12 protein-coding genes and 1 tRNA gene are annotated in these 13,057 nt (G+C 37.0%); 7 read left to right on the forward strand and 6 right to left on the reverse strand.

What is annotated here, in order from left to right; all coding sequences use genetic code 11:
• Positions 1-71 precede the first annotated feature (71 nt).
• Genes RAO94_06925 through sppA form a run of 5 tightly spaced genes read left to right on the forward strand, consistent with a single transcriptional unit; the run spans position 72 to position 6,201 of the window.
• Entirely contained in the window at positions 72-1,385 is a 1,314-nt protein-coding gene (locus tag RAO94_06925) for a PDZ domain-containing protein (protein ID MDP8322065.1), read from the forward strand.
• Positions 1,386-1,427: 42 nt separating this feature from the next.
• Positions 1,428-1,958 (forward strand): hypothetical protein, encoded by a 531-nt coding sequence (locus tag RAO94_06930; protein MDP8322066.1) that lies wholly within the window; start codon positions 1,428-1,430, stop codon positions 1,956-1,958.
• A 10-nt stretch (positions 1,959-1,968) separates the two neighbouring features.
• The gene (locus RAO94_06935; protein ID MDP8322067.1) at positions 1,969-3,144 is read left to right on the forward strand and encodes an ATP-binding protein; all 1,176 of its coding nucleotides are present in this window, start codon (positions 1,969-1,971) and stop codon (positions 3,142-3,144) included.
• Positions 3,125-4,468 carry a sigma-54 dependent transcriptional regulator gene (locus tag RAO94_06940; protein MDP8322068.1) on the forward strand — a complete coding sequence of 448 codons (1,344 nt, stop codon included), beginning with the start codon at positions 3,125-3,127 and terminating at the stop codon, positions 4,466-4,468. Before RAO94_06935 ends, RAO94_06940 begins: the two co-directional genes overlap by 20 nt.
• 11 nt (positions 4,469-4,479) lie before the next feature.
• Positions 4,480-6,201: a signal peptide peptidase SppA gene (sppA, locus tag RAO94_06945; GenBank protein ID MDP8322069.1), complete on the forward strand. Its 1,722-nt coding sequence runs from the start codon at positions 4,480-4,482 to the stop codon at positions 6,199-6,201.
• Positions 6,202-6,280: 79 nt separating this feature from the next.
• On the opposite strand, the gene RAO94_06950 is transcribed toward sppA, so the two are convergent.
• Positions 6,281-6,356, reverse strand: a tRNA-Glu gene (locus RAO94_06950).
• A 425-nt stretch (positions 6,357-6,781) separates the two neighbouring features.
• Between RAO94_06950 and RAO94_06955 the strand changes: the two genes are divergently transcribed.
• The gene (locus tag RAO94_06955) at positions 6,782-7,447 is read left to right on the forward strand and encodes a TetR/AcrR family transcriptional regulator (protein ID MDP8322070.1); all 666 of its coding nucleotides are present in this window, start codon (positions 6,782-6,784) and stop codon (positions 7,445-7,447) included.
• 42 nt (positions 7,448-7,489) lie between these two features.
• Positions 7,490-8,143: an MBL fold metallo-hydrolase gene (locus tag RAO94_06960; GenBank protein MDP8322071.1), complete on the forward strand. Its 654-nt coding sequence runs from the start codon at positions 7,490-7,492 to the stop codon at positions 8,141-8,143.
• Between the two features lie 18 nt (positions 8,144-8,161).
• Here the strand turns inward: RAO94_06960 and RAO94_06965 are convergent, their stop codons facing one another.
• The 5 genes from RAO94_06965 to RAO94_06985 all read right to left on the reverse strand — a co-directional run.
• Positions 8,162-9,352 carry a pyridoxal phosphate-dependent aminotransferase gene (locus tag RAO94_06965; protein MDP8322072.1) on the reverse strand — a complete coding sequence of 397 codons (1,191 nt, stop codon included), beginning with the start codon at positions 9,350-9,352 and terminating at the stop codon, positions 8,162-8,164.
• A gap of 78 nt (positions 9,353-9,430) precedes the next feature.
• A complete protein-coding gene (locus RAO94_06970) occupies positions 9,431-10,051 on the reverse strand; it encodes a lysophospholipid acyltransferase family protein (GenBank protein ID MDP8322073.1) in 621 nt (206 codons plus the stop codon).
• Entirely contained in the window at positions 10,052-11,182 is a 1,131-nt protein-coding gene (lpxB, locus tag RAO94_06975; protein MDP8322074.1) for a lipid-A-disaccharide synthase, read from the reverse strand.
• Positions 11,183-11,202: 20 nt separating this feature from the next.
• The gene (locus RAO94_06980; GenBank protein MDP8322075.1) at positions 11,203-12,312 is read right to left on the reverse strand and encodes a BamA/TamA family outer membrane protein; all 1,110 of its coding nucleotides are present in this window, start codon (positions 12,310-12,312) and stop codon (positions 11,203-11,205) included.
• Positions 12,313-12,331: 19 nt separating this feature from the next.
• The coding region (locus RAO94_06985; GenBank protein ID MDP8322076.1) for a LamG-like jellyroll fold domain-containing protein at positions 12,332-13,057 on the reverse strand (726 nt) is incomplete at its 5' end.

Here is a 13,057-nt window from a genome sequence, read left to right on the forward strand (position 1 = left end):
AGATAGAGATAACGGGTTCTGGTACGGGGATTGCATTAATATAAAGTAATAAATTTAACTCGGAGGTTAAGATGAAGAAAAATTTAGTAGTGTTAGTGTTGGCATTATTGGTGGCAGGCAGTCTATTTTGCCAGGATGTAGATGTAGATGCTAAAGTGAAAGAAGCGCTGTTAAAGAGCAAAATGGCTCAGAAAGAAGCAGAACTGATTGTTAAGGAAATGAAGGGAGATTATACCATTAATGTAACAATCGATGATGACGGCAATAAGATCGTGATAACATCTCCAGATGATGTCAAAATGGATAAACCTTTTATAGGTATAACTTATTCAGATATGACACTTGCAGAAGCAGCAGAAATCGGATACAATTATTTTTATGGAATCCGACTGGATACTGTATCCCCCAATAGTCCCGCTTATTATTACAAACTACGCACAGATGATATTTTGATGTCAATCAATGATGATAAAATTACCAAACAGGACGAATTAGGAAAGATAATATCCTTTTACAGAGTTGGCGAAAAAGTTACTTTGACGATTTTCCGTAAAGGCGAAGTGGTCGAACTGGAATTTGTTTTTGGAACCAGAAAACTGGTTTATGATCTTGAAGGCACGATAGTGATGGATAAGACAGAATCCAAAACAGAAAAAGAATCAATTATCAAGAAGAAATCGAAATATTATGGAGATGGTTCTATCGCCTGGATGCCAATATGGTACACACCTGATGTAGTAGACGTTAATGGCATAATGGAAAGTTTAGGTTTTGAGGAAGATATGTATTCAGAAGACGGATTATTCCTTAATGGTATTGGTTTGAAGTCCCATATCGGCAAGGGCTGGTTCATGGGTGGACAATTTGCGCAGTATTTTGACAAAACAACCACACGCCATGACTGGAATCATAATATTGCTAATCTTGATAGTACCTCAAATGTTTCACGTACAGCTAAGTACTGGATCAATTATGGTGGATTATCATTTGACAGACGCTTTGTTTTCGGGAAATTTTATAGTGAATTAGGCTGTATGTTCACCTGGGGTATGAATAAAATCGAAGTAAGTCAGAAAGCATCAGATGATGTACCAGATTTTGACTTTGATGGTGATATGAGCTTAGATACTTACCTTGATGAATATTACAATGCATCAAGTTCAATTACATTTAAAAATACAGGATTTTTGGCAGAACCACGGATATCTCTCGGCTGGAGAATCACAGACTGGCTGAGTTTTAAAGCTGAGGCTGCGTATTTATATACTATTTCAATGTCTGGTTGGGAAGGTGAGGCTAATGGATATGACATAAACCTTACTAATAGACCAGATACAAACATGGATGGCTTGACCTTATCATTTGGTCCCTGGTTTGGATTTTAGTAAAAGATCCAGCCAGTAATCCAGCCATTTCGGGGGGCAGGAATGCTTGGCGGAATTTTTGAAAAAGCTATAACAGCAACGATCTCCCTTGGTATGATGTTATTTTCATCATACCAAGGGAATACTCCTTCATTTGCCCAGTCACGGGCATTTTCACGTGGTAATCAGATAACGGTACAGGCTACATTAGAAAGTGCATTTAATGAAGATTTCAGACAGATCATGCAATCAGGGCAGCGTATACCAATTGATTTCACTTTAACCCTACGCAGTGAGGTTAGCACGGAGATAATCAGTTTCCAGCATATTGCAATTTTTGATCCTCTTTTAGGAAACTGGACATTGATCTGTGAGGAACAGAATAATCGCACCTATGTAATTGATTCCTGGAGTGAATTTAAAAATGCGAATTCAGATTTTCATTACCAATCACCCCATGAACTTGAATTGCCGATTGAGGTGAACCTGGTGGCGAGTTTACCTATTGTAACAATGGGTCAAAATAATGAATCTTTTGACCTGATGATCTTCTGGAATTTTCATAAACCTAATTGTAATGAAATAATACTATAATCGAGAAATAATGAAATTTAGATTTGGTCTCAGGACTATAGTTATCCTATTATATCTTGCATTATTTACGGCAGGATTGCTCTTGATCTATCAGTATCAGGAAGTGAAAAGAAAGGAGCTTTCAGAAGAAATATCCAGTTTACAGTTACAGGAATTTATGGGTAATCTTGCTCAGGAGCAACCGGAATATTCTGATGAAGCGAGGAATATTCTTTGTCAACTAAACGAGATAAAAGCCACTATAGAGATCGGTAACAGGCAGACAGCAGTATATTCTGCCTTTTACCTGATCCTTGTATTACTTTCATCACTAACTTTATTCCTGTGGGCTATCTATTCCTTAACCAGTCCTCTGGCAAAATTCAGTGAAGCAGCCAAAGAGATATCCAAAGGTAATTTTGATATTCAATTAAAAGAAAGCGGTACCTGGGAGCTTAAAGAAGCTCAAAGCTCGTTCAATATGATGTCCGTGCAATTGCAAAAGACGCAAAAGCAATTACTGGAAGCTGAAAAACTATCGATCTGGAAACAATTTTCCAGAATGCTGGCACATGAGATAAAAAACCCTTTAACACCAATTCGGCTTTCGCTGGAAAGATTAATCGAAAAGAAAGGAAGTGAGAAATTTGATCAGGTATTTGACCGGTCAGTATCAATAATTACTCAAGAAGTAGGACATCTGCAAAATCTGGCGACTAATTTTTCTAATTTTGCTAAAGATGTACCGGTAAATCAACAACAATTTAAAATATTAGAACAGATAAAGGGAATAACCAGGTCTTATGAAGACAGAGTAAAAATAAATATTGAAGGAGAAGATTTTATAATAGAATTTGATATGATGCATTTTTATCAGATATTAACCAATGTAATACAAAATGCTATCGATGCAGCAGGCCATGATGAGATACTGGAATTGAAACTTGATAGTACTAAAAGAATTCTGGAGATCAGGGATCATGGACCAGGTATTGAAGCAGAAGATGTTGAAAAGATATTTGAGCCATATTTTACAAAGAAAAAGAAAGGAATTGGTCTGGGACTGGCACTGGTAAAAAAACTTACTAATATTAATCATGCTGAGATCAGTGTTATATCTAAAATAGAAGAAGGCAGCAGTTTTATTATACAATTTGCTGAACAAAGCAGCATAAGTGGAGGAAGCAATGAAAATAATGGTAATTGATGACGAGTATAATATTTGTATGAGTTTGAAGGACATTCTGGAAGATGATGGTTATCAGGTGGACACCTGTATGGAATCAAAGAAAGCCCTGGCAGAAGTAAAACGCTTTCGACCAGCATTGATCCTGCTTGATGTAAGGTTAGATTATTTTAATGGACTTGATCTATTAAAACAATTTAAAGAAGAATTACCGAATATTCAGGTTATCATGATATCTGGTCACAGTGGAATTCAGGAAGCAGTTACAGCTATCCAGTATGGTGCACTTGACTTTCTGGAGAAACCGCTTTCACTGCATAAAGTGCGAATTGCAGTACAGAATGCCATTAAGCTATTGAAAGTGAACCAAAGCTATAACAGGCTAAAGGAACAAGTAGATAAGAAATATGAGATCATTGGTAATAGTTTTGTTATCAATCAGGTACGCAAACTGATCAGCCGTGTGGCTCCTACAGAGGCAAAAGTATTGATCCGGGGCGAAAGTGGAACTGGAAAGGAATTGATAGCCTATGGTATTCATAACGAGAGTAGTCGCAAGCTGGGACCCTTTATAAAGTTTAATTCAGCCGCCATACCCAATGAACTTATTGAATCAGAATTATTTGGTTATGAGAAAGGAGCATTTACAGGTGCAAATAAATCTAAGCCCGGAAAAGTGGAGGAAGCCGATGGAGGGACATTATTCTTTGATGAAATTGGAGATATGAACCTAAAGGCTCAGGCAAAGGTATTGAGATTGATCCAGGAAGGCGAATTTGAAAGACTGGGAGATAATAAGGTACGCAAAATAGATATCAGAATATTGGCAGCTACGCATCGGAATCTGGAAGAGATGGTGAAAACCGGAGAATTCAGAGAAGACCTTTATTACAGGTTGAATGTGCTGCCTATGGAGTCTCCCTCACTTCGTGACCGTCCAGAAGATATTCCCTTACTACTCGACCATTTTTCCGTCCAGATAGCTCAGGAACAGGGAGTAACAAAAAAAACTTTTTCCAGTGATGCTCAAATAAATATTGCCGGCAAATCATTTCCTGGAAACGTGAGGCAATTACGCAATCTGGTAGAGAGATTATATGTGATGGTTGATAATGAGCAGATCACTAATGATGATCTTGATCTTATCCTGCAAAGAAAAGAAGAAACTGATTTCTGGAATGAGACAGTGGATTTTAAAGAGAAGAAAAGACAATTTGAAATGAGATATTTGACTAATCAGATCAGATTACATAATAGCAATCTATCACAAACAGCCAGAGCATTAGGGCTGCAGGTGAGCAATCTTTCCAGAAAGATCAAAGATCTGAATCTGGAAGTAAATTAAGGAGAATAATAATGAAAGGAAAATGGTTTGGTTTTGGATGCTTGACATCCATACTACTACTACTGGCAATAATATTTGTTTCATTTTACAGTGTAAACAGCTATTTTAGTAAATATAAAGGAGATAAGAAGAAAGTCGCTGATTCAACCTGGTTGATTTTGAACCTTGAAAAGGAAGTGAAAGAATTCAGTGAATTATCCGAGGATATCTGGGGAAATGAAAATAATTCTGTCCATAATTATATTCAAGTAATTGACCGGGCAGCAGAAGATAACCGGATAGCTGGAATAATTCTTTGTCCTCAATATTTCTCAGCTGGATATTCTACTCTGGATCAGTTGATGAATTCTCTGCAAAACTTTAAAGCCAGTGGAAAACCAGTTTATGCCTATATAAATTCCATAACCAACAGAGGATATTATATCGCTTCAATAGCCGATAAAGTGTACCTTAATCCCTCAGCCTCAGCAGGGATACTTCTAACGGGTATTGGTGGTCATATCCTTTATTATGAGCAGATGCTGGATAAACTGGGAATTGAGATGCAAGTGATACACGCCGGAAAATATAAAGCAGCTGGAGAACAATTTGTACGTAATGAGATGTCACCAGAATTCAGAGAAAATCTGACCAGTTTATATAGTGATATGTATCAGCAAATGCTTCAAACGATAGCAGATAACCGCGGAATTGAGGTTTTGGATTTACGCAACCTGTATGAAGAGCGTGATAATATCTGGATTAATGGACAATATAGTTTAAAATCAGGATTAGTTGATGAACTTGTGCAATATCAGGATTTTCTTGATATGTATAATATTGAAAAAACAAATAAAATGGATATCATTGATTACCCTGTGCCTCCACGGATTGTACCTGATAATAAAATTGCTGTTTTATATGCTCAGGGCAATATCACAACTCAAGCAGGTCCTGCAATTGATATGATCACTTCTGCAAAATTATTTAAGGAAATAGACCAGATAGAGAAAAATCCAAAAGTAAAGGGGATTGTCCTGAGGATCAACAGTCCTGGAGGAAGTGCCCTGGAATCTGATATTATCTTGAATAAGCTGCTGAAAGTTCAAAGAACAAAACCAATTGTCGTCTCAATGGGAGATGTAGCTGCTTCAGGCGGATATTACATTGCATGTAGTGCTGATTATATTTATGCTGATCCAATGACAATTACCGGTTCAATAGGAGTTGTATCTATCTTTCCTAACCTGAATAAAATGGGAGATAGTATTGGAGTTAATTCCAATAGCGTGAGATATGGAAAATATTCTGATCTTCTTAATGTCTGGGAGAAACCTAATGCTGCTGAATTATCAGCAATGCAATCATCAATGATGGGGATTTATGACGAATTTAAAACCCATGTAGCTAATGGGAGGGATATGACACTTAATCAAGTGGAAAGCATTGCCCAGGGTAGAGTTTGGAGCAGTAAGCAGGCAAAAGATAATGGTTTGATAGATGATATTGGTAATCTAAATGATGCCGTTGATAAAGCAGCAGAAATTGCCGGTATTTCTTCATTTGCTATTGAATATTATCCCAAACAGAAATCTTTAATGGACTTATTATTGAAGGAATATTTTGATATTGATATGGCAGTGCAAGTTCTTTCCGGCAAAATAGAATACCTTGATATAATGAAAGAATTAGAATACTTGAAATCTATTAAGGCTGATCCCAGACAAACTTATTGTCCAGTGATCGTTGATTAATTTAACCTAATATTGATGATAAAGAAAAAGGCGTCTTTAGATTAAGACGCCTTTCGTTATTTTATTTAAGAATATTTAGTGGCACCCCATAGGGGAATCGAACCCCTGTTTCAGGACTGAGAATCCCGCGTCCTTGGCCACTAGACGAATGGGGCTTCAATAAAACTGAAACATGATTTTTTACCTTTAATATCCGTCAAGCAATTAATTACAGGAGGCGGTAGAATTGATCCAGGTTCTGAGAGAATTTCAACTAATTAATATATTTAGCATAAGTAAATAACTTATACGAACAATTTTCATCAGAGAAATAAATGATGTCCTTATATTTTGAACCATTATTATAATTTAAGGTAATTGCATTGTATTATACAGAGAATTTAATTCATTCAAATATAGGCGAATTAATCTAAAATGAATGACATTCAAAATCTGAATAGTTACTATAGATGAAATAAGAGAAAGAAGTCGTTAAAAATTGAATATATTTTAAAAAAAAGTTAAATTTATATTGACAACAGTCAGCACAATTGTTTTCTTTAATTCGCCGGATTTAAAATAAGTTTAAAGGAGTTGAAAGTTGCAATTAAAAAGGAAGTATGAGAATCAAACGCGCGCGACTATAGTCAAGTGCGCAGCAAGACTTTTTGCCGATAACGGGTTTCATGGGACAGGAGTCCGTGAAATTGTCGATAAGGCAGGAGTTGCCCTGAATTCCGTAAATTACTACTTTGGTAGTAAGGACAACCTGTTTTTAGAAACAATTAAATTTGTACTGAAGGAAAAAGTTCAGTTTGATTTATTGTTTTTGCAGGAAGACGAAGTAATACCCGAGAAACCTCAGGCATTATCAAATTTCATAAAAGTTAAGATCATGGGAATTTTTGATATTTTCTATGGTACTAATCGTCGTTACTGGTATGCAGATCTTATTCAGCGAGCTTTCCAGGAAGAAGTTCCTGGATCACTTGAAGTGGCAATGACATATATCAGTATCGTATTTGACAGATTTGGTGAGATTTATCCTGTAGCAAAAGGTAAAATGGATGCAGTGGCATATTACAACTGGATGACCAGATTATGGTTCAGTATTATGGGATTTTCAATGTGGCGTCAGACTTTTGGTAGAGAACTTGATTTTGTAGGTTTCGCTGAAAACTCTGATAGAGATGGTTACATAGCTGATTATTCTAAGACGGTAGCAGTGAATGCAATTAAAGAATTAGGATTACCTGCACCAAAATAAGTTTCAGTATAAATGGCTGAAAAAATTAAAATTCGGATTGGAATGACGAATATTTATCTACTCCAATCCGAATTTTCTTTTTATGTACTTCTAGACACTTCAATTTCCACTGGAAGAGACAAATTTATAAGGCAGTTATCCCGTAATGGTATCTCACCCAGTCAAATAAAGATCATTATAATCACCCATGCGCATCCCGATCACATCGGCTGTCTGTCTGCCATCAAAGAATTGACTGGTGCTAAAGTAATTGCTCATAAAGAGGCTGCAGCTTATATCGAAAGTGGATATTCACCTCTACCTGTATTTTCCAGTTCTATTCTAAACAATATTGCTAAAAAAGTGCAATCTCGATATCCGGAATCATCTAAAGTTGAACCCACCAAAGTTGATATTGTAATTGATAGGGATTATGATTTAAAAGAATGGGGCATTCAAGGAAAAGTGATACTAACTCCCGGACATACTATGGGTTCAGTTTCAGTGATTCTGGAAAATGGCGAATCATTTGTAGGAGATACACTTTTCAATATCAGCCCCTTTACCATTATGCCCCCGATAGTAGAGGATAGATCAAAGCTGGAAAATAGCTGGCAAAGGCTAATTAAAAGAGACTCAGAATACTATTTTCCAGGTCATGGGAACAGGATTCCTCGTAAGAGATTTTTAAGAGCTTTAAAAAGAGCCTCAAAATGAGGCTCTTTCTTTAATAAATTATTTCTTCAAATACTCAATTAACCCAGAACTGAATATTTCCATTGCTATTTTAAGATCTGATTTATTGAGAATATAGGCAATCCTTACCTCATCTTTCCCTAAACCCGGAGACGCATAAAATCCTGCAGCAGGAGCCACCATAACTGTTTCATTGTTAAGAGAATAATCTGTTAGTAACCATTTTACAAAGTGTTCGGCATCATCTATAGGTAATTTGACAATAATATAAAATGCCCCTTTGGGTTTCACGCAAATTACATCATCAATTTTGGATAAAGCATCAAAAACAAGGTCACGCCTTGCCTGATATTCCGATATGATACCAGCAAAATATTCTTCCTGCAGGTCGATGCAGGCATTTGCTGCATATTGTTCAATAGTGGGAGGGCACAGTCTTGCCTGAGCAAATTTAATTAAAGCTTGAAGGAGAATCTGGTTATGAGTAATTATGCATCCAATTCTGGCACCACAGGCACTGTAACGTTTTGATATGGAATCTACGACTATAGCTCTATCACTGATTTCCGGTATAGTTAAAATGCTGGTATGTGATTCTCCATCATAGACAAATTCCCGATAAACCTCGTCTGAGATCAGAAAGAGATCATACTTGATAGCAAGTTGAGCAAGGCTAAGGAGTTCATCGCGAGTATAAACAGCTCCAGTTGGATTCCCCGGATTACAGATCATGACCGCCCTGGTATTATCATTTATAAGCTTTTCGATCTGAGAAACATCTGGGAGAGCAAATCCATTCTCAGCTTTGGTTGTCAGCGGGGCGATGTTTACTCCTGCCCAGGTAGCAAAGCCATTATAATTAGTATAAAATGGCTCAGGAATTATGATCTCGTCACCGTGATTGCAAACAGCCAGCATAGCAAAGAAGCATGCTTCTGAGCCTGCTGTAGTGATTATGATCTCATCTTCATTAAGCTGAATGCCATATCGCGAGTAGTATTTTACGAGATTTTGACGATAAAATTTCAAACCTTGGGAAGGGCCATAAGCCAGTATTTTTTGATCGAATTCCCGATAAACATTCATCATTTCCTGGGGAGTTTCAATATCGGGTTGCCCAATATTAAGGTGATAAACATGTTTTCCAGCAGCTTTGGCAGCATTGGACAAAGGTACCAGCTTTCTAATTGGTGATGCCTGAATATTCAAAGCTCTGTTTGATAATTGCATACCTTACCTCACTAATATATTTTTTCACATCCCCAGAAATATAGTAATTTTTGTCAAAGAATTTCAATTAAATGTTAATTAATGATCTATAAGTTGTTTTTCCAGTGCTATCATTCTTTTCTCCATCAAGACAATAGACTCATCAATATCAGCATCTTTTGCAATATATTGAGGTGCATCATATATCACCTCTATCCGGCTGAAAGGCAAAGGCAATCTAAAGCGATCCCAGGAATTGAATACTATCTCATGTCCTACTCTCGCAGAAATCAAGACAATAGGCAAACCGGTCAATTTTGCCAGATAAACCATTCCTTCTTTGATCTTACAGGCAGGTCCTTTAGGCCCATCTGGAGTAAATGCTAAAGAATATTTCCTTGATTGAGCGATCATGTTACGAAGAGCACTGCTGCCACCCCGTGAAGTTGAACCACGAGCTGTGAGGTAACCCAACTTTTCACAGACATCGGCAATCAAATCACCATCCTGTGATTTAGAGATGATAACTACATAATTTTTATTTCTGTGCAAATACATCAAGGGAAGTATATTTCGATGCCAGAAAGCAAAGATAGCCTTTTCAGTGGGAAGGGAATTCAGCCGACGACACCTCCAGGAAATGCTCAGAAGCTTCACGATTCCTAATCCCAGATTGGTTATCAGCCAGACCAGCAAAGGTGAAAATTTTCTTTTTGCCACTTAGACCACCTGTTCTTCGATTAGTTTTGTCACTTCCTGGGAAGCTGATTTACTGCCCAGAATTTCATGCAGATGATGAAGCTCCGTTTTCATCCTATCATATCTTGATCTATCTTTCAAATAGCCATCAATATATGAGCAGATATTACCGGCATTAGCTTCCCGCTGGATCAATTCCGGTATCAGCCCTTTATTTAGGATTATATTAGGCAATCCAATCCACTTGATTTTCACAAAGAATCTGCCTATCAGGTAACTCAGCCAGCTTGTTTTATAGCACAAGATAAAAGGAGTACCCAGCCAGGCAGTCTCCAGAGTTGTAGTTCCAGATTTAACACAAACGAAATCTGCATGTTTCATCATTTCATAATTTCTGTCTTCTATAATTTTAAGATTGGAAATCTGAGCTTGATCTATATATTTTTCATATAATGGTACTGTGATCGAATCGGCTTTGGAAAGCAAAAATTGATAATCTTGAGGCTGCATCATTTTAATCGCTTTGAGGTAAACAGGCAAAAGCTTCTTGATCTCATTATCCCTGCTCCCCGGGAAAAAGGCTATCCATTTACGCTCGAGATCAAGATTATATTCTCTGCCAAATTCTTCACGAGTGCTCGCAACTGTGATCTCTTCTGAGATTGGATGTCCCGTATAAGTTGCCTTTATCTGAGAATCATTAAAATAATCTCCTTCAAATGGCAGAATATATCCAATAGCATCAGAATAATCACGTAATTGAAATATTCTATGTTTTTTCCAAGCCCAGAATTGAGGACAGATATAATATACAACCGGTATATTGAGAGATTTTGCCAGTTTGGCAATTCGCATATTTAAGCCAGGATAATCCACCAGCACGATAGCATCTGGGGGATTATGCATAAATATCTGCTCAATCCTTTTCTCAACATTGGCAAAAAATTTGAGATGCTTGATAACTTCTACAAATCCCATTACATTAAAGCGGTTAAATGGAAATTGAGATTTAAAGCCCTCCAATTCCATCAACCTCCCCCCCACACCATAATGATGCCAGTCAGGATGTCGGCTATTACAATATTCAAGCACACGGGAGGCATGAAGGTCTGCACTTTTTTCTCCAACCAGCCAAAAAATATTCTTTTTCATTTATAAATCCTATTATTCAATTAAAATGCTTCATTTGCACCAAAATCTGTACTCGTTTGAGATTTATATAACCCGCTATCAAGCCGGAGAGTATATTTTTCTTTAATATCAAGCAAATATCGAATTCCGACTCCAAAACCATAATGAGTACCAGTGACGTAAAAGTCTTCAAAATTGCTGAGGCTTTGTCCTGCTTCAGCAAAAATCACAAAACCAAACCGACGCCAATAAGCTCGGGAAAAGGGGAAACTTCTGATCTCACTCACCAGTGAAACAAGATTCATATCTGCATACTGACCGGAACGAAATATTCTCAGTTCATCTCCCAGAGAAGCCATTTCCTGATAAGGTACATCACCGACATTCATAATTACTTTCATTCCTAATGCCAGGGTGGTTAATTTTGCCAGCTTATAATATAATGATGAATTAAAACTGTAGCGGTCAAAAGTGTAATCACTGCTTAAAGCTTGTGAATATGTCTGAAGATTAAACTGCATCCTGACACCACTCAAGGGGAAATAATTATTATCCAGAGTATTGTATTGAAAGGTTAACCCAGGTCCCACACACAAACCTCCCACTGGTAATACCTTATCATTATATTGGAGCAAAGATTCATCAGGTTCATGCTTATACTTACTGCTATTGATCTTGTATGTAAAACCAAAATGGTATTTCGTCCATCGCCTCAGCATCTCAAAACTAACTTTGAACTTGCGTATTTCGTTCTCCTGAGAGTCATTAAGTTCGATATCATTACCCGTTTTATATAATTCACAGCGTTGCTCTTCTATCTTAAATGGTAAATTGACAGCATATTTCCCATCTTCAAGCTGCCATTCATTTTCTAATTCAAATGTCCAGCTTGATTTTATCCCGGCATCAATCTGAAGCTTTAGCAGACTTGGAGGAACAGTTTTATCTTGTCCCTCCGGACGATATATATAAATCAAAACTCCACCACCGCTCAAGCTGGTCTCATCAGAATAATCCATGATGGGATAAGCATGCAGACTGCTATCCATTTCTGCAAATAGATATATATTACAGATCAAAACCAAACTTACCAATATTTTATTCATAATGGGAAAGTCTGTAATCACACTATTCCAGTCAATTACTTTCATCCGAATTCCCAATTAGGCATTATCTTAACAGCAGACATTTCCTCACATCTTCTACCACTCCATTTACATGCAATTGATAGAAATATATTCCTGAACCTACCCCAATTCCCTCATCATTATCGCCATTCCAGATGATTGAAGAATATCCTTTCTGGGTAAATTCGTGGATAAGCTTTTTTATTTTTTGACCACGGACATTAAATATTGATAGTTCTATTTGTGAATCTTCAGCAAGATTAAAAGATATTGTCGTAGTTGGATTAAAAGGATTAGGATAATTTTGGTTCAAGAGATTTATCGCTTCGGGAACAGTGTTGTCTTCATTATCAACTTGAGTGAGTGGAGCTCCCCATGTCCATTCTGCTTCAGAGATTAGGCAGTTATTTCCAAAAACCGTTTCATCATTTGCAGTTTCTCCCATTCCTTCATTCAATTTCCAGTAACCCTTCAGTCCTGTTTCATCACCGTTAAGGTAAATAGCCATATTCTCAGCAATATCATCTCCCGTAACTACTGTATCCCAAATCCTCAGCTCATCAATCATGCCCTGGAAAGTAAATTCACCAGCGGAATTGCTGCCTATATAGAGGTTATCATTTAAATTAGTCACAATATTACCCTGAGGTCCATCATACATTGATAATTCCTGATCCACACCGTTGATATATATATGCACTTCGCTTACACCATTATAACTAACAGCTACATGCTGCCATTCATTTAAAACAATAGAATTTGAAGGTGT

It is taken from the genome of Candidatus Stygibacter australis, assembly GCA_030765845.1.
In the GTDB taxonomy this organism is placed as follows: domain Bacteria; phylum Cloacimonadota; class Cloacimonadia; order Cloacimonadales; family TCS61; genus Stygibacter; species Stygibacter australis.

What these genes read in the sequence shown, in the direction of transcription:
- RAO94_06925 (MDP8322065.1), top strand. Translation starts at nt 72, where the DNA reads ATGAAGAAAAATTTAGTAGTGTTAGTGTTGGCATTATTGGTGGCAGGC.
- RAO94_06930 (MDP8322066.1), top strand. Translation starts at nt 1,428, where the DNA reads ATGCTTGGCGGAATTTTTGAAAAAGCTATAACAGCAACGATCTCCCTT.
- RAO94_06935 (MDP8322067.1), top strand. Translation starts at nt 1,969, where the DNA reads ATGAAATTTAGATTTGGTCTCAGGACTATAGTTATCCTATTATATCTT.
- RAO94_06940 (MDP8322068.1), top strand. Translation starts at nt 3,125, where the DNA reads ATGAAAATAATGGTAATTGATGACGAGTATAATATTTGTATGAGTTTG.
- sppA (MDP8322069.1), top strand. Translation starts at nt 4,480, where the DNA reads ATGAAAGGAAAATGGTTTGGTTTTGGATGCTTGACATCCATACTACTA.
- RAO94_06960 (MDP8322071.1), top strand. Translation starts at nt 7,490, where the DNA reads ATGACGAATATTTATCTACTCCAATCCGAATTTTCTTTTTATGTACTT.
- RAO94_06965 (MDP8322072.1), bottom strand. Translation starts at nt 9,352, where the DNA reads ATGCAATTATCAAACAGAGCTTTGAATATTCAGGCATCACCAATTAGA.
- lpxB (MDP8322074.1), bottom strand. Translation starts at nt 11,182, where the DNA reads ATGAAAAAGAATATTTTTTGGCTGGTTGGAGAAAAAAGTGCAGACCTT.
- RAO94_06980 (MDP8322075.1), bottom strand. Translation starts at nt 12,312, where the DNA reads ATGAAAGTAATTGACTGGAATAGTGTGATTACAGACTTTCCCATTATG.